The 16391-nt window shown below is 53.1% G+C and carries 13 protein-coding genes; 5 read left to right on the top strand and 8 right to left on the bottom strand.

Annotated features, from left to right (window positions below):
• Positions 1–131: 131 nt before the first annotated feature.
• Entirely contained in the window at positions 132–1328 is a 1197-nt protein-coding gene (locus ACLJRE_RS13530) for an NAD(P)/FAD-dependent oxidoreductase (protein ID WP_023137380.1), read from the bottom strand.
• 230 nt (positions 1329–1558) lie between these two features.
• Between ACLJRE_RS13530 and pitA the strand changes: the two genes are divergently transcribed.
• Positions 1559–3055, top strand: coding sequence for an inorganic phosphate transporter PitA (gene pitA / locus ACLJRE_RS13525; protein WP_000902764.1), 1497 nt, complete (start codon positions 1559–1561; stop codon positions 3053–3055).
• Positions 3056–3196: 141 nt separating this feature from the next.
• Here the strand turns inward: pitA and uspB are convergent, their stop codons facing one another.
• Positions 3197–3532 (bottom strand): universal stress protein UspB, encoded by a 336-nt coding sequence (uspB, locus tag ACLJRE_RS13520; protein WP_000626193.1) that lies wholly within the window; start codon positions 3530–3532, stop codon positions 3197–3199.
• Between the two features lie 387 nt (positions 3533–3919).
• Between uspB and uspA the strand changes: the two genes are divergently transcribed.
• Both uspA and dtpB read left to right on the top strand, forming a co-directional pair.
• Positions 3920–4354, top strand: a complete 435-nt coding sequence (gene uspA, locus ACLJRE_RS13515) for a universal stress protein UspA (protein ID WP_000323565.1) — start codon at positions 3920–3922, stop codon at positions 4352–4354.
• Positions 4355–4678: 324 nt separating this feature from the next.
• Positions 4679–6151: a dipeptide/tripeptide permease DtpB gene (gene dtpB, locus ACLJRE_RS13510; protein ID WP_001098274.1), complete on the top strand. Its 1473-nt coding sequence runs from the start codon at positions 4679–4681 to the stop codon at positions 6149–6151.
• Positions 6152–6242: 91 nt separating this feature from the next.
• Here the strand turns inward: dtpB and rsmJ are convergent, their stop codons facing one another.
• The 3 genes from rsmJ to ACLJRE_RS13495 form a co-directional block, all read right to left on the bottom strand.
• Positions 6243–7001 carry a 16S rRNA (guanine(1516)-N(2))-methyltransferase RsmJ gene (gene rsmJ, locus ACLJRE_RS13505; protein WP_001631171.1) on the bottom strand — a complete coding sequence of 253 codons (759 nt, stop codon included), beginning with the start codon at positions 6999–7001 and terminating at the stop codon, positions 6243–6245.
• 6 nt (positions 7002–7007) lie between these two features.
• Positions 7008–9050 (bottom strand): oligopeptidase A, encoded by a 2043-nt coding sequence (gene prlC / locus ACLJRE_RS13500; protein WP_000184178.1) that lies wholly within the window; start codon positions 9048–9050, stop codon positions 7008–7010.
• Positions 9051–9231: 181 nt separating this feature from the next.
• A complete protein-coding gene (locus ACLJRE_RS13495; protein WP_023212592.1) occupies positions 9232–10503 on the bottom strand; it encodes an acid phosphatase in 1272 nt (423 codons plus the stop codon).
• A 210-nt stretch (positions 10504–10713) separates the two neighbouring features.
• On the opposite strand from ACLJRE_RS13495, the gene ACLJRE_RS13490 reads away from it, so the two are divergent.
• The gene (locus ACLJRE_RS13490; protein ID WP_000954233.1) at positions 10714–11556 is read left to right on the top strand and encodes a 23S rRNA (adenine(2030)-N(6))-methyltransferase RlmJ; all 843 of its coding nucleotides are present in this window, start codon (positions 10714–10716) and stop codon (positions 11554–11556) included.
• Positions 11557–11660: 104 nt separating this feature from the next.
• Complete coding sequence (gene gorA / locus ACLJRE_RS13485) at positions 11661–13013, top strand: glutathione-disulfide reductase (protein ID WP_000160765.1); 1353 nt, start codon at positions 11661–11663, stop codon at positions 13011–13013.
• Positions 13014–13059: 46 nt separating this feature from the next.
• Here the strand turns inward: gorA and fraE are convergent, their stop codons facing one another.
• From fraE to fraD, 3 genes are read right to left on the bottom strand one after another with little or no spacing between them, the layout of a single operon-like run.
• Complete coding sequence (gene fraE, locus ACLJRE_RS13480) at positions 13060–14103, bottom strand: fructose-asparagine asparaginase (protein WP_000702755.1); 1044 nt, start codon at positions 14101–14103, stop codon at positions 13060–13062.
• 58 nt (positions 14104–14161) lie between these two features.
• On the bottom strand, positions 14162–15481 hold the full coding sequence (locus ACLJRE_RS13475; protein ID WP_000498935.1) for an anaerobic C4-dicarboxylate transporter family protein: 1320 nt from the start codon (positions 15479–15481) through the stop codon (positions 14162–14164).
• Positions 15482–15534: 53 nt separating this feature from the next.
• A complete protein-coding gene (gene fraD, locus ACLJRE_RS13470; RefSeq protein WP_000028427.1) occupies positions 15535–16380 on the bottom strand; it encodes a fructose-aspartate kinase in 846 nt (281 codons plus the stop codon).
• Between the last annotated feature and the right edge of the window lie 11 nt (positions 16381–16391).

The following is a 16391-nucleotide window of genomic DNA, read 5'->3' as shown; positions in this document are numbered from 1 at the left end:
GAAAAGAGGGAGTAATGTTGTCATCATCAGCGTTCCTGGCCGTAAATGAAACACGCATACTCATAACTGCTATAAATCGATACTAACACCTCTGTCCGGGATGTCTATTCGCTTATTGTTTGTAATGGTACTTAGCGTTTTGCCGCCAAATCCTGCGCGCAGGCCCAGGCGCTCGACCACGCCCACTGGAAGTTATAGCCGCCCAACCAGCCGGTGACGTCCATCACTTCGCCGATAAAATAGAGACCCGGCACGCGGCGCGCTTCCATAGTCCGCGATGATAGTTCGTTTGTATCCACGCCGCCCAGCGTCACTTCCGCTGTCCGATAGCCTTCGGTGCCGTTAGGCTGCACTTGCCAGGCCGTAAGCGTGTCAACTAACGCCTGCTGGTCACGAACGTTCAACTGCCTGAGCGATACATCCGGGATGTGCCCCAACTGTTGTAAACACTCCACCAACCGTTTCGGCAAATGCATCGCCAGCGTGTTCTTCAGACTCTGGTTCGGGTGCGCGTTACGCTGTTCATTGAGAACGTCTTCCAGCGAGAGGTCCGGCAATAAGTTAATGCTCACTAACTCGCCCGGTTGCCAGTAGCTGGAAATCTGTAAAACAGCGGGGCCGGACAGCCCACGATGGGTAAAAAGTAGGTTTTCCCGAAATACCGTACCATTGCGGGCGGTAATCACGCATGGCAAAGAGACGCCAGACAGCGTCTGGAGCTTTTCTAACAGCGGCTTATGTAGGGTAAAGGGCACCAGCCCGGCGCGCGTCGGCAACACCTTGAGACCAAACTGTTCGGCGATTTTATAGCCAAACGGCGATGCGCCAAGCCCCGGCATCGACAGGCCACCGCTGGCAATCACCAGCTTTTGCGTAGTCACCGTCTCGCCATTCAACGCCAGTACGAAACCCGACTCATCACGCTCGACGCTCAGTACCTCGCTACGCAGGCGCATCGTTACGCCGCCTTTGTCACACTCGGCAACCAGCATATCGACAATGCGTTGGGCGGAATCATCGCAAAAAAGCTGTCCCAGCGTTTTCTCATGCCAGGCTATCCCATACCTGCCGACCAGATCGATAAAATCCCACTGGGTATAGCGGGCTAACGCTGATTTACAAAAATGGGGGTTCTGGCTCAAATACGCAGCAGGCTCAACATAAAGATTAGTAAAGTTGCAGCGCCCACCGCCGGACATGAGGATTTTACGTCCTGGCTTCTTGCCATTATCGATGAGCAGCACGCGGCTACCCGCCTGTCCTGCCTGCGCGGCGCAAAACATGCCCGCTGCGCCAGCGCCTATAATAACGGCATCAAACCTTTCCACGTCGCCTTCCTCTCTCAAATTCGGGCGGGAATTGTAAAGTTTCCTCAGTGGTCGCACCAGCGCGAAAAGCGCCTGAAAATGGTATTTATCTGAAATATATAAGATAATTCTTTAGTGATATCAAACAAAGCACGAAGTACATCAAAAAAAGTCTATATTTCACTTTGCCCGCGCCGCCAAAGTCACTGATAATGCGCCGCGTTCATGTCCTCAAAATGGCGTAACGTCCTATGCTACATTTGTTTGCTGGCCTGGATTTACATACCGGGCTTTTATTATTGCTTGCTCTGGCTTTTGTGCTGTTCTACGAAGCGATTAACGGCTTCCATGACACAGCCAATGCAGTCGCAACCGTGATTTACACCCGTGCGATGCGTTCGCAGCTGGCGGTTGTCATGGCGGCGGTGTTTAACTTTTTTGGCGTTTTGCTGGGGGGTCTCAGCGTGGCGTATGCCATTGTGCATATGCTACCGACGGATCTCCTGCTCAACATGGGTTCCGCGCACGGCCTCGCTATGGTCTTTTCCATGTTGCTGGCGGCGATTATCTGGAACCTCGGTACCTGGTATTTCGGGTTGCCGGCGTCCAGTTCCCACACGCTGATTGGCGCCATTATCGGCATCGGTTTAACCAATGCGATGATGACCGGCACGTCAGTGGTGGATGCGCTTAACATCCCGAAAGTTATCAATATTTTCGGTTCACTCATTATCTCCCCTATTGTCGGTCTGGTATTCGCCGGCGGTCTGATTTTCTTGCTGCGCCGCTACTGGAGCGGTACTAAGAAACGCGCCCGTATCCACCTGACGCCAGCCGAACGTGAAAAGAAAGACGGCAAGAAAAAGCCGCCGTTCTGGACGCGTATCGCGCTGATCCTCTCAGCTATCGGCGTGGCGTTTTCGCATGGCGCGAACGATGGTCAGAAAGGCATTGGCCTGGTCATGCTGGTGCTGATTGGCGTCGCGCCTGCGGGTTTCGTGGTCAATATGAATGCCTCCAGCTACGAAATCACCCGTACGCGCGATGCTATCAACAATGTCGAAACGTACTTTGAGCAGCGTCCTGACCTGCTGAAAGCCGTCACCGGCGTTGACCAACTGATTCCCTCTCCGGAACCGGGCGCGACTGAACCGACTGAATTCCACTGCCATCCGGCTAACACCATTAACGCGCTTAATCGTGCGAAAGGGATGCTGGCAAACGTGGAAAGCTACGACAAGTTAAGCGTTGAACAGCGTAGCCAGTTGCGTCGCATTATGCTGTGCATTTCCGACACGACCGACAAAGTCGTGAAATTGCCTGGCGTAAGCAGCGATGACCAGCGCCTGCTGAAAAAGCTGAAGACCGATATGTTAAGCACCATTGAGTATGCGCCGGTGTGGATCATTATGGCAGTGGCGTTGGCGCTGGGTATTGGTACGATGATCGGCTGGCGTCGCGTGGCGACCACTATCGGCGAGAAAATTGGTAAAAAAGGCATGACGTATGCGCAGGGAATGTCGGCGCAGATGACGGCGGCAGTCTCTATCGGTCTTGCCAGCTACACCGGTATGCCAGTTTCTACCACTCACGTACTCTCCTCTTCAGTGGCGGGAACCATGGTCGTTGATGGCGGCGGGTTGCAGCGTAAAACCGTGACCAGCATTCTGATGGCCTGGGTATTTACGTTACCGGCGGCGATTATTCTTTCCGGCGTGCTGTACTGGCTTTCCCTGAAGATTATTTAAGCCAAATGGGCCGGATAGCGCTGTCGCTAATCCGGCCTGTCAGAATGAAGCAACACAGGCCTGACAGGCCGCTACAAGCGGCGTCATCCGGGATGGCTTATCTAACACGAGCGGGTCAGGAAACTGGCCCGCTTTTTTTATTCAGTGCCAAATCATGAGCGCAATCAAGCTCACCACCACCAAACCGCATAACGCGCTGGTCAGCAGAAACTGGCGGCGCACGCGTTCACAACGGCGAATAAATTCTTCATCATGATGATCGCGATAGCGCTGAGCGTAGATATACCATACCAGGCGCACCTGTTTGTTGGGCTGACCATGCGTGGTAAAGAAGCCGCCGCCATCGACATATTGATAGAGCAAAGGATCGCAACCACGAAGTACCACTAACAGTGCGCGTAGCGATGAGAAATAGCGCGCCATATTAACAATGCAAACGACACATAAAGCCCAGAATAGTGAGACGGTGCTTATCATATCTCCTCCCCGGCGACCCGCCCACGGAGTTCCTCTCCGGGACTACCGCTCCCCGATACCCTGCCAGACAATCAGTGAAAGAGTACTACGAAAGCCGTCCATATTAGCGCTCCGCATTCGAACGGCTCTTATACACATTGTAGGAGATCAGTTAATTTTTTTACCAGAAGGTTAATCACTATCAATGCAATTCCCTGAAAATTTTGTTTAACTAACTGGCAAGCAAGGCAGATTGACGGATTATCCTGGTCGCTATAATGTAAGGATAGTTATGGTAAACGGCTGAGCTAGCCCCGCGCATAGAGTTCGCAGGACGCGGGTGACGCGGCGGCATAAGAAACGCCAGTAGCTCAATGGTCATCGACAACTTATGGAAGGAGTAACACTATGGCTTATAAACACATTCTTATCGCAGTTGATCTCTCCCCGGAAAGTAAAGTTCTGGTTGAAAAAGCGGTCTCTATGGCGCGCCCCTACAACGCGAAAATCTCCCTCATCCACGTTGACGTGAATTATTCAGACCTGTACACCGGTCTGATTGACGTCAATCTGGGCGATATGCAGAAACGTATCTCCGAAGAAACCCACCACGCGCTGACCGAGCTGTCTACCAACGCTGGCTACCCTATCACTGAAACCCTGAGCGGTAGCGGCGATTTGGGCCAGGTGCTGGTTGACGCCATCAAGAAATACGATATGGATCTGGTCGTTTGCGGTCATCACCAGGACTTCTGGAGCAAACTGATGTCTTCTGCGCGCCAGCTGATCAACACCGTTCACGTTGACATGCTGATTGTTCCGCTGCGCGACGAAGAAGAGTAATACTTGCCGTGCCGGCTGGCGGCTAAAACCGCATCTGGTCTATAGTCAATAAGGTTTGCCTGAACCATCAGGCAAATTCCGGCTCTCAACAACAACGCCCGCTTAGGTGGGCGTTTTGTTTATCCCCCCTTCTTCGCAGTACTCAGTACATCATTCCATCACACCAAACATAATTAGTGTGATCCACTAATTAGTTTGCGTATCATTTGTATAATAACCTATTGATCAGGCTAATAACCGCAGTCTATATCAGGGTAAGTCTTTTCGGCGCGTTTTGATATACGCGCTCATACGTTTCGGGATGGCATTAAAAGGCGAAGGAATATGAATACAACTGCACCTACGGGCTTGCTGCAGCAACCTCGTCCATTCTTCATGATCTTTTTTGTAGAATTATGGGAACGATTTGGCTATTACGGCGTCCAGGGCATCCTGGCGGTCTTTTTCGTTAAACAATTGGGTTTTTCTCAGGAACAGGCCTTTATTACCTTTGGCGCTTTTGCGGCGCTGGTTTATGGCCTGATCTCCATCGGCGGCTATGTTGGCGACCATCTGTTAGGGACTAAACGCACCCTGGTCCTGGGCGCGATTGTGCTGGCGATTGGCTATTTTATGACCGGCATGTCGCTATTAAATCCCGATCTGATTTTTATCGCACTGGGTACGATTGCCGTGGGCAACGGGTTATTTAAAGCCAATCCCGCCAGCCTGCTCTCTAAATGCTATCAGCCTAAAGATCCCCGGCTGGATGGCGCTTTCACCCTGTTTTATATGTCGATTAACATCGGTTCTTTGTTATCGCTATCGCTGGCGCCGGTGATTGCCGATAAATTTGGCTATGCGGTGACCTATAATCTGTGCGGCGCTGGTTTAATTGTTGCGCTTCTGGTGTACTTCGCCTGCCGTGGCATGGTGAAAAATATCGGTTCTGAACCGGATCATAAACCGCTACGTTTTCGCAATTTGCTGCTGGTACTACTCGGCACCGTCGTCATGATTTTCCTCTGCGCCTGGCTGATGCACAACGTTAAGATTGCCAATCTGGTGCTCATCGTCCTTTCTATCGTCGTCACTATTTTCTTCTTTCGCGAAGCGTTTCGTCTGGATAAAACCGGCCGCAATAAAATGTTCGTGGCGTTTATTCTGATGATTGAAGCCGTTCTGTTTTACATTCTGTATGCGCAGATGCCTACCTCGCTGAACTTCTTTGCGATTAATAACGTACATCATGAAATTCTTGGATTCGCCATTAACCCGGTGAGTTTTCAGGCGCTGAACCCATTCTGGGTGGTCGTCGCCAGTCCGGTACTGGCAGCGATTTACACCCGACTGGGTAGCAAAGGCAAAGATCTGACTATGCCGATGAAGTTTACGCTCGGCATGTTCCTCTGCGCGCTGGGTTTTCTGACCGCCGCCGCCGCCGGGATGTGGTTTGCCGATGCGCAAGGATTGACGTCGCCGTGGTTTATCGTGCTGGTGTATCTGTTCCAGAGTCTGGGCGAGCTGCTGATTAGCGCGCTGGGGCTGGCAATGGTCGCCGCTCTGGTGCCGCAGCATCTGATGGGCTTTATTCTGGGAATGTGGTTCCTGACCCAGGCCGCCGCCTTCCTGCTCGGCGGTTATGTGGCGACCTTCACTGCTGTACCGGAAAACATCACCGATCCGTTGCAGACGCTGCCAATTTATACCGGCGTCTTTAGCAAAATTGGTCTGGTAACGCTGGCGGTCACCGTGGTGATGGCCATTATGGTGCCGTGGTTAAACCGAATGATTAATACGCCAGATACCGAACAGTAATACTCAGTGCCGGATGCGGCTTACGCCTTATCCGGCCTACAAATAATTGAGAATCGTAGGCCCGATAAGCGCAACGCCATCGGGCAATCCGTTACTCCGTCAGAGGGGTTCCGGCATAAATATCAAACCGATGCCCTTTGGTAACGATGGCGTTGGGCGTCGCGACATCCGCCAGCGGCGGCGCATAATCGGGACGTTTAACCACCACGCGTTTGGTCGCCAACTGACGCGCCGGTTCCAGCAGTCCGTCGGCGTCGAGATCCGGCCCCACCAACGACTGAAATACCCGCATCTCTTTCTTTACCAGCGCGCTTTTCTGCCGGTGAGGAAACATCGGATCGAGGTAGACCACCTGCGGGCGCGGCGTGATATCGGTTAACGCCGTCAGGCTGGAAGCATGAATCAACTGCAAACGTTGCTGCAACCACGGACCGATGTCCGCATCGGCGTAGCCGCGCGCCAGGCCGTCGTCGAGCAGCGCGGCGACCACCGGATTACGCTCCAGCATCCGCACGCGGCAACCGACGGACGCCAGCACAAACGCATCGCGCCCCAGTCCGGCCGTGGCATCAACCACGTCCGGCAGATAATCGCCTTTGATACCAACGGCTTTCGCCACCGCTTCGCCGCGCCCGCCGCCGAACTTACGTCGATGGGCCATCGCGCCGCCGACAAAATCGACAAAAATGCCGCCGAGCTTCGGTTCGTCGCGCTTGCGCAGCTCCAGATGTTGCGGCGTCAATACCAGCGCCATCGGGTTGTCTTCGTCATGCTCCAGTCCCCAGCGGGCAGCCAGAACAGATAAGGCGCCGTCTGTGGCGCCCGTTTCATCCATTAAGCAGATTTGCACGTAAAATCAGCCTTTAATCCCGTAATGCTCCAGCATCGCGTCCAGTTGTGGTTCACGGCCACGGAAGCGTTTAAAGAGTTCCATCGGCTCTTCAGAACCACCGCGAGTCAGGATGTTATCAAGGAACGACTGACCGGTCTCACGGTTGAAAATGCCTTCCTCCTCAAAGCGGGAATAAGCGTCCGCCGCCAGTACGTCGGCCCACAGATAGCTGTAGTAGCCTGCCGCATAGCCGCCAGCAAAGATATGGCTGAACGCGTGTGGGAAGCGGCCCCATGTCGGTGACGGCACCACGGCGACCTGTTTTTTAATTTCAAAGAGCGTCTCAAGAATTTTCGCCCCTTGCTGCGGGTTAAATTCCGCATGCAGACGGAAATCAAACAGACCGAACTCCAGCTGACGCAGAATAAACAGCGCCGCCTGATAGTTTTTCGCCGCCAGCATTTTATCCAGCAGTTCCTTCGGCAACGGTTCGCCGGTCTCATAGTGGCCGGAGATAAACGCCAGCGCTTCCGGCTCCCAGCACCAGTTTTCCATAAACTGGCTTGGCAGTTCGACCGCGTCCCACGGCACGCCGCTGATACCGGAGACCCCGGCGGTCTCAATGCGGGTCAGCATATGATGCAGGCCATGACCAAACTCGTGGAACAGGGTGATCACTTCGTCATGGGTAAACAGAGCGGGTTTACCGTTCACCGGACGGTTGAAATTACAGGTCAGATAAGCGACCGGCTTTTGCAATGTGCCGTCCGCTTTACGCATCTGGCCGACACAGTCGTCCATCCACGCCCCGCCGCGTTTGTGTTCGCGTGCGTACAGGTCAAGGTAGAAGCTGCCGCGCAGCTCGTTATTTTCGTCATACAGTTCAAAGAAACGCACTTCCGGGTGCCAGACATCAACGTCAGTACGCTCTTTGGCAGTGATGCCGTAAATACGTTTCACCACTTCAAACAGGCCATTCACGGCTTTGTTTTCCGGGAAGTACGGACGTAGTTGCTCATCGCTGATGCTGTACAGGTGCTGTTTTTGCTTTTCACTGTAGTACGCGATATCCCACGGTTGCAGCTCCTCAACGCCAAATTCGGCTTTGGCGAAGGCGCGCAGCTGGGCCAGCTCTTTTTCCCCCTGCGGACGGGCGCGTTTCGCCAGATCGGTCAGGAAGTCGAGCACCTGCTGCGGATTTTCCGCCATTTTGGTGGCCAGCGATTCATGGGCATAATTTTCGAAGCCCAGCAGTTGCGCCAGTTCATGGCGCAGCGCAAGAATTTCTTCCATCACCGGGCTGTTATCCCATTTCCCCGCGTTCGGCCCCTGATCGGAGGCGCGAGTGGAATAGGCGCGATACATCTCTTCGCGCAACGCCTGGTTGTCGCAGTAGGTCATGACCGGCAGATAGCTCGGGATATCCAGGGTCAGCAGGTAACCTTCCTGCTCTTTGGCTTCCGCCTGGGCTTTAGCGGCGGCGAGCGCGCTTTCCGGCATTCCCGCCAGCTCGGCTTCGTCGGTGATGAGCTTCGTCCAGCCCATGGTGGCATCGAGCACGTTGTTGCTGTACTGGTTGCCCAGCTCAGACAGGCGAGTGGCGATTTCGCCGTAACGCTGCTGTTTCTCTTTCGGCAGGCCGATGCCGGACAGTTCAAAATCACGCAGCGCGTTATCAACCGCTTTCTTCTGCGCGGTATTCAGAGTGGCGTAATGATCGCCGTCGCGCAGGTCGCGGTACGCATTGTACAACCCTTCATGTTGCCCAACCCAGGTGCTGTATTCAGACAGCAGCGGCAGCGTCTGTTCGTAGGCTTCACGCAGCTCCGGACTATTTTTCACCGAGTTTAAGTGGCTAATTGGCGAGAAAATACGCCCCAGAACATCGTCGGCTTCCGCCAACGGCTGGCAGAGGTTTTCCCAGCTATACGGCGCGCCATGCGCCACAACGCCTTCTACCGCCGCCCGGCAATCGGCCAACGCTTTGGTGACCGCAGGCACCACATGCTCCGGTTTAATTGCAGAAAAAGGCGGCAGTGAAAAAGACGTTAGTAATGGATTGGTCATATGCGCAGTCCTGTAGAAGAAGGTGAGTGGAGCGCGCTTTTGGCGCTCTCGCGATGAGATCTAGAATGGGGGATAGTAAGGGGAATTTCAATGATGGACAGCGTACAGACGTGGGTATCGCTGCAATAAGCCGCCCCTTTAACATCATCCCGGCTTACGTTTTATAAGCCGGGTGACAACGTCAGCGCGTTTTTCTCGCCATCTCGTAAGCAGCGGACAGATCCAGACGCTGCCAGAACTGTTGATCCTCGGTCTCGCCCGACAACGGATATCCTGCCGGTAACGCCGTCTCTTCCATTAACGCCTGACGCTGCGCTGGCGACAGGTTCGGCAGCGCTGCCTGTAGCAGAACATCGGCGCCTTTTGGTATTTTCAACGGCTGATGCTCGCCTTTCTGTTGCGGCAGGTTATAAGTCATGGTGAAGCGGTAGAAGGTATGCATGGCCGGATCGCGGTACGGATCGTCTTTTCCGGTCGATGCCGCGCATTCGACAATCGTCGTACCGCACTCTTTCACCAGCGCCTCGCGCAGTTGAGCGCGAGCTTCGTTGAATAACGTACGGTAATACGGATCGTTAAGATAATGCGCGACATTACGCTGCGCGACCATACGCGCGCCTATCACATCCAGCGGATAGTGTACGCCAAGGACCAGGCGAGAATAGCCATAACGCGCGCCACGAATCACCAGCGCATCAAAGCGTTCCGGGATCATTTCCGCCATCAACAGCGCATCCGTATAACCGGTATTCGTGTGTCCGCTGGGGAAAGCACCGCCACCTGCGGTATAAGGATGACCATCTTTTACCACCACATCATCCGGCGTCAAATGGATAGTATTACCCGGCACCTGGTAAGGACGCGGGTAATGAAAATATTTTTTCGCCGCGCCGGTGCTGACTTCCGAGGCTTTAATCAACGCTGCCGCTTTGCCCAACTCACCTTTATCATAAGCGGCGAGAAATGCCCGCCCCAGCCGCGGCCCCATTGCGTCGCTCAGGAAATAGAGATACTCCACGCTTTCCGCATCCGCCAGCGCCTGGTGACGGGTATTAACATCGGCATCGTGATTAATCGCCGTCACCGTCGCCAGATTGTCTTTCAATACTGCTTCCGGCAATGTATTGAAGGCGGAAAGTAGGGTAATTCCCATCTGTTGATTCTCAGTAGTATGAAAATCATAACCGCTAGCCTGTAACCAGGCATTATCCGCCTGGATGGAATTCTGTCGCATCTGAGCCAGGGCGTCGCGAGTCAACGCGGCGGTATCGCCTTGTAATGCCTTACGCAACTGTGTCAGCCATTGAGCCTCAAGGTCATTAAAGGCGACGCTCGCCGAGTCGGGCGTCACGCTTTTCGCTATCGACTCCGCCTGGGACAGGGGAATATCTTTCGCCAGTGCCGGCATCGCCAGCGCCAGAGATGACGCCAGTACAGTAATGTGTAGTTTCATTATGGTTCCTTTCATTAAAAATAACGCCAGGTCAAAACTACTACCTTGCCCACAGGCGATGCTGGCCTGCGCAGTTGACGGTTTGATGATACGAACACGTCTTGCAATACTTTCACAACGCGCGAAACAACATGGCGGTACTGGGGTAATCTCTACGGATCTGCGGTAAACTATCGGCTAACTTGTTTACTTCCCGGAATATCTGCATCCATGCTCAGTTATCGTCACAGCTTTCACGCTGGCAACCACGCCGACGTCCTTAAACATACCGTTCAGAGCCTGATCATCGAGTCGCTAAAAGAGAAAGAAAAACCGTTTCTCTATCTGGACACGCACGCGGGCGCGGGACGTTATCAGTTGGGCAGCGAACATGCTGAACGTACCGGAGAGTATCTGGAAGGCATCGCCCGTATCTGGCAGCAGGACGATCTGCCCGCCGAACTGGAACCGTATATTAGCGTCGTAAAACATTTCAACCGCAGCGGGCAGTTACGCTACTACCCGGGCTCCCCGTTAATCGCCCGCCAGTTGCTGCGTGAGCAGGACAGTCTGCAACTCACGGAATTGCATCCCAGCGACTTCCCACTGTTGCGCGCGGAGTTTCAAAAAGACAACCGCGCCCGCGTGGAACGCGCTGACGGCTATCAGCAACTGAAAGCCAAATTGCCGCCGGTTTCCCGCCGCGGTCTGATCCTCATTGACCCGCCTTATGAAATGAAAACCGACTACCAGGCGGTAGTCAGCGGCATCAGCGAGGGTTATAAACGTTTCGCCACTGGTACATACGCGCTATGGTATCCGGTGGTGCTCCGCCAGCAAATTAAGCGCATGATTCATGATCTGGAGGCCACCGGCATCCGTAAAATCCTGCAAATTGAGCTGGCGATCCGCCCGGACAGCGATCAGCGCGGGATGACGGCGTCCGGTATGATCGTGGTTAACCCGCCGTGGAAACTGGAGCAGCAGATGAACAACGTGCTACCGTGGCTGCACAGCAGGTTGGCGCCAAACGGTCACGGACACACTTCGGTAAGCTGGATCGTGCCGGAGTAATCACAGCCATCGGTGGAACCTTTCACCTTCAGGTATACAATCGCGAATATTTTGGCGGGTAGCGCAGAATCTATCCGTCCGACAACGAACATAAAGGAGCGGTCATGACCAAACACTATGATTACATCGCTATCGGCGGCGGCAGCGGCGGTATCGCCTCGATTAACCGCGCCGCTATGTACGGCCAGAAATGTGCGCTCATCGAAGCCAAAGAGCTGGGCGGCACCTGTGTTAACGTGGGCTGCGTGCCGAAGAAAGTGATGTGGCATGCCGCGCAGATTCGTGAAGCGATTCATCTGTATGGCCCGGACTACGGTTTTGACGCCACGATTAATCAGTTCGACTGGAGCAAGCTGATTGCCAGCCGTACCGCGTATATTGACCGCATCCATACTTCATACGACAACGTGCTGGGCAAAAATAACGTGGATGTGATTAAAGGCTTTGCCCGCTTTGTCGATGCCAAAACCATTGAAGTGAACGGCGAAACCATTACCGCCGACCATATTTTGATCGCTACCGGCGGCCGTCCAAGCCATCCTGAGATTCCAGGCGTGGAATACGGCATTGATTCCGACGGTTTCTTTGCGCTGTCGGCCTTGCCGGAGCGCGTCGCGGTGGTAGGCGCAGGTTATATCGCCGTTGAACTGGCTGGCGTTATCAACGCGCTGGGGGCGAAAACGCATCTGTTTGTCCGTAAACATGCGCCGCTGCGCAGTTTTGACCCAATGATTAGCGAAACGCTGGTTGAGGTGATGAACGCCGAAGGCCCGCAACTGCATACTCACGCCGTGCCGAAAGCGGTGGTGAAAAACGCCGACGGCAGTCTGACTCTGGAACTGGAAGATGGCCGCAGTGAAACCGTTGATTGCCTGATCTGGGCCATTGGTCGCGAACCGTCGACCGACAATATTAATCTGGCGGCAGCGGGCGTGAAAACCAATGAAAAAGGTTACATCATCGTTGATAAATGGCAGAACACGAACGTAGAAGGCATTTACGCCGTTGGCGATAACACCGGCGCAGTGGAGTTAACGCCAGTCGCCGTCGCCGCCGGTCGCCGTCTCTCCGAACGCCTGTTTAACAACAAGCCGGACGAGCATCTGGACTACAGCAACATCCCGACCGTGGTCTTTAGCCATCCGCCTATCGGCACCGTCGGATTAAGCGAGCCGCAGGCGCGCGAGCAATACGGCGACGAGCAGGTAAAAGTCTATAAATCATCGTTTACCGCTATGTATACCGCGGTGACGACGCACCGCCAGCCGTGCCGTATGAAGCTGGTCTGCGTCGGGCCGGAAGAAAAAATTGTGGGTATCCACGGTATCGGCTTCGGCATGGATGAAATGTTGCAGGGCTTCGCAGTGGCGCTGAAGATGGGCGCTACCAAGAAAGACTTCGATAATACCGTCGCTATTCACCCGACCGCATCGGAAGAGTTTGTGACCATGCGTTAATATCTTGTGCGCCCATCTTCAAGGGTGGGCGCACAAGCCTGCATGATTAATACGTACTGAAATAACTCTGGATCAGTTCCGGATTACGCGTCTGAGTTAATGCCGTCATCAGCAAGACTCGCGCCTTCGCCGGGTTGAGCGAGTCAGACACCAGCCCTGGCTGCCCTTTATCCAACGGTACGACGCCGTTTCCGGTGCGGGAAGCGCGCACCACGATAATCCCGGCTTTCTCCGCTTTTTTAATCCCCGCGTCGCTGCGTACCGAGACCGAACCTGCGCCGGTTCCGGCATAAATAATACCGTCCGCGTGATGGGCGATCGCCGCATCATACATATATTCCGGGTCGTCCTGATAGCCGTAAATAATCACCACATTGGGTAATTTTTTGATATTACGTACGTCAAAAACAGATCGCAGGGTATGAATTTTTTCCACCCGCGTTTCGAACTGTGGCTGACCATTAACGATGACCCCCAGATAGCCCTCTTCCGGCGCTTTAAAGGTATCCAGAGTCGTGGCATTAGTTTTCGTCACAAAGCGCGCCGAACCAATACGATCGTTTAAAACCACCATCACACCGCGTCCCTTCGCATTCGGGTCAGCAGCCACCGTGACCGCTTCCAGCAGGTTCATTGCGCCATCGGCGCTGATTGCCGACGCGGGCCGCATTGCAGCGGTAAACACCACCGGTTTGTCGCTTTTCACGGTCAAATTAAGAAAGTAGGCGGTTTCATCGAGCGTGTCAGTGCCATGAGTAATAACCACACCGTCAACATCGTCCCGCGCCAATAACGCATTCACCTTCTGTGAAAGTTTCAGGATGATATCGCTGGTCATATTTTCGCTACCAATATTCGCCACCTGCTCGCCGTCAACGCGAGCGATATTATTCATTTCCGGCACGGCATTTATTAATGTTTGCACGCCAAGTTCACCAGATTTATATCCGGCGGTTTGCGTATTATTGGCTGCCGTCCCGGCGATAGTACCGCCTGTCGCGAGAATAACAATATGCGGTAGTGACGTTGTGCTAAATACACAGTGGCTGATGAGCAGCAACACGGTGGCCATGAAAACTCTAATTTTCATTTTCTTCCTCTGAATTAAAAATAATAAGTGACGTGTGCTATAAAAAATTTAATAACAATCAGGCCAGAACCATTTTTCCTATTAACAGCCCGACAATGACCGAGACAATCACGTTAACTAATCCCGGACGCATAAAACTATGGTTAAGCACATATTTGCCAATACGCGTCGTACCGGTATCGTCAAACGCCAGCGCCGCCAGACACTGCCCTGCCACCGGAATAAAGAAATAGCCGTTAACGGCAGGCCAGGAGCCGATTAACGCATAAGCGGGCAACCCTAACGCCAGCCCCAGCGGCAACAGAATTAACGTCGTTGCCGCCTGGCTGCTGACCATAGCGGACACGAAAAACATCATAATGGCGATAAGCCAGGTATGCTGTTGCAATAGAGTTTGCACTTCTGCCTTAATCAACGCGATATGACCATTCACGAACGTCTCACTCATCCAGGCCAGGCCGAAGGCGCAGACAATCGCCAGCGCGCCCGCCCGAAATACCGTACCGCTGATAATTTGATCGACCTGCGGCCGGCATAACAACACAATCAGGCAGGCAAAAGAGAGCATCGTAATCTGGATAGCGGCGGACATCGAAAGCGGTTGTAGCCCTTTCGCTGTCTCCACCATGGGCCGAAGCGCCGGAATCAATCCTAAGAGAACGATAACGATCGCGCTGGTCAGAAATAACGCCACCGACAATTTGGCGCGCGAAGTGACCACCGTATTTTTACTTTCTTTCTGCGCAGGTTTAATTAACCCTTCAGCAAGCCGACGTTGATATTCCGGATCGTCTTTTAACTCTTTTCCTTTATTAAAGGTCGCTATTGCCCCCATCGCTACGCCGATTAACGTGGCGGGCACGCAAATCATCATAATGGTTGAAATAGAGACGCCCAACGGCGCCATTAAACCAATCATCGCCGCCATGGCGGCAGATATAGGACTGGCGGTGATCGCCTGTTGCGATGCAATAACAGAAATAGATAAAGGACGTTCCGGTCGAATACCTGAATCCCGTGCGACTTCAGAAATAACCGGCAGCAAGCTATAAACGACATGCCCCGTTCCTGACATAAACGTGAAGATATAACAGATAAACGGCGCTAATAACGTAATGTAACGAGGGTGGCGACGCAGAATTTTTTCCGCCAGTTTGACCAGTAAATCCAGCCCGCCGGAGGCCTGTAAAGATGCGGCCGCCAGGACAACAGAAAGAATTATCAGAATAACATCAATCGGTGGCGTAGAAGGCGTCAGACCAAAAATAAAAACCATCACGCCGACGCCTAACCCGCCGACCATCCCTAAAAATACGCCGCCGATCCTGGCGCCTATCATCAGGGCCACAAGGATAAAACATAATTCCGTCCAAAACATACTTCCTCCTGGGTTATCTGGAGTGAGTGTCGCTTTACATTGAGGGACGTAACCTATTGTGCAAACGGTTTACCAAAACCAAATGCGCCGTAATGAGATAAAATCTGCGCCGCCGATTTCCCGCCCTGCCACATGGCGCGTAACACGCTTTCTTTATCGGGTTCCGCCATACCCGATTGCAAAATGGAAAGCAAAAAACCGGTTAAGAAGGCGTCGCCTGCGCCCAGCGTATCGACAGGTTCGATATAAACAGGTTGCCACTCCAGATAATCCGCGCCGGAAAAATAATAAACTTTTTCATGCCCGCAGGTGGCAATAATATGCCGACAGCCATAACGATAAAGTTTATTGAGTTTTATTTTGATTTCATCTGGCGATAACCCGCTGCAGGAGATAAATCCGTAATCTACCCACGGGCATACCTTTTCAAAATAGTCGTCTGTACCGCGCCCGGAAAAATCAAAAGAGAGTAAGACGGTTTGTTGTTTAATTTTCTCCAGCTCCGATTCCAGATGGCCGTTAATACTGGAATGGACTAATGTAAATTGTGATATATAGCGAAGATCATCGTCAGACAGGCTAAAAGGATGTTCCCGCAATACGCCGTTTTTGTTGCTGGCGACAAATTGTCGATCGCCATGCGAGAGACGGATACAAGCATATCCATTTTCGCCGGTATAATGGCGGCTGTGAGAGATATCTATCTGTAGCTGGTGTAATACATCCTGTACGTGCTGCGCGGCGTCGTCATTGCCAAACGCCCCCATAAACGCGCTGGGGATGTCTGCTAATTTCGCATAGACAGCAAAATTTAATGCATTACCGCCGGGGTACATGATGCCGGAATGCAGGTATTTATCGACAACGTTGTCGCCAATACCCAATACGCTGATGCTCATCATTATTCCTT

The sequence above is a fragment of the Salmonella sp. SAL04157 genome (assembly GCF_046551635.1).
In the GTDB taxonomy this organism is placed as follows: domain Bacteria; phylum Pseudomonadota; class Gammaproteobacteria; order Enterobacterales; family Enterobacteriaceae; genus Salmonella; species Salmonella enterica.
This window is presented reverse-complemented; position numbering and strand designations above follow the sequence as displayed.

Coding starts and splice junctions, on each gene's coding strand:
- ACLJRE_RS13495 (WP_023212592.1), bottom strand. CDS start 10,503: ATGAAACTACACATTACTGTACTGGCGTCATCTCTGGCGCTGGCGATG.
- prlC (WP_000184178.1), bottom strand. CDS start 9,050: ATGACCAATCCATTACTAACGTCTTTTTCACTGCCGCCTTTTTCTGCA.
- uspA (WP_000323565.1), top strand. CDS start 3,920: ATGGCTTATAAACACATTCTTATCGCAGTTGATCTCTCCCCGGAAAGT.
- gorA (WP_000160765.1), top strand. CDS start 11,661: ATGACCAAACACTATGATTACATCGCTATCGGCGGCGGCAGCGGCGGT.
- pitA (WP_000902764.1), top strand. CDS start 1,559: ATGCTACATTTGTTTGCTGGCCTGGATTTACATACCGGGCTTTTATTA.
- ACLJRE_RS13475 (WP_000498935.1), bottom strand. CDS start 15,481: ATGTTTTGGACGGAATTATGTTTTATCCTTGTGGCCCTGATGATAGGC.
- uspB (WP_000626193.1), bottom strand. CDS start 3,532: ATGATAAGCACCGTCTCACTATTCTGGGCTTTATGTGTCGTTTGCATT.
- dtpB (WP_001098274.1), top strand. CDS start 4,679: ATGAATACAACTGCACCTACGGGCTTGCTGCAGCAACCTCGTCCATTC.
- fraD (WP_000028427.1), bottom strand. CDS start 16,380: ATGAGCATCAGCGTATTGGGTATTGGCGACAACGTTGTCGATAAATAC.
- ACLJRE_RS13490 (WP_000954233.1), top strand. CDS start 10,714: ATGCTCAGTTATCGTCACAGCTTTCACGCTGGCAACCACGCCGACGTC.
- fraE (WP_000702755.1), bottom strand. CDS start 14,103: ATGAAAATTAGAGTTTTCATGGCCACCGTGTTGCTGCTCATCAGCCAC.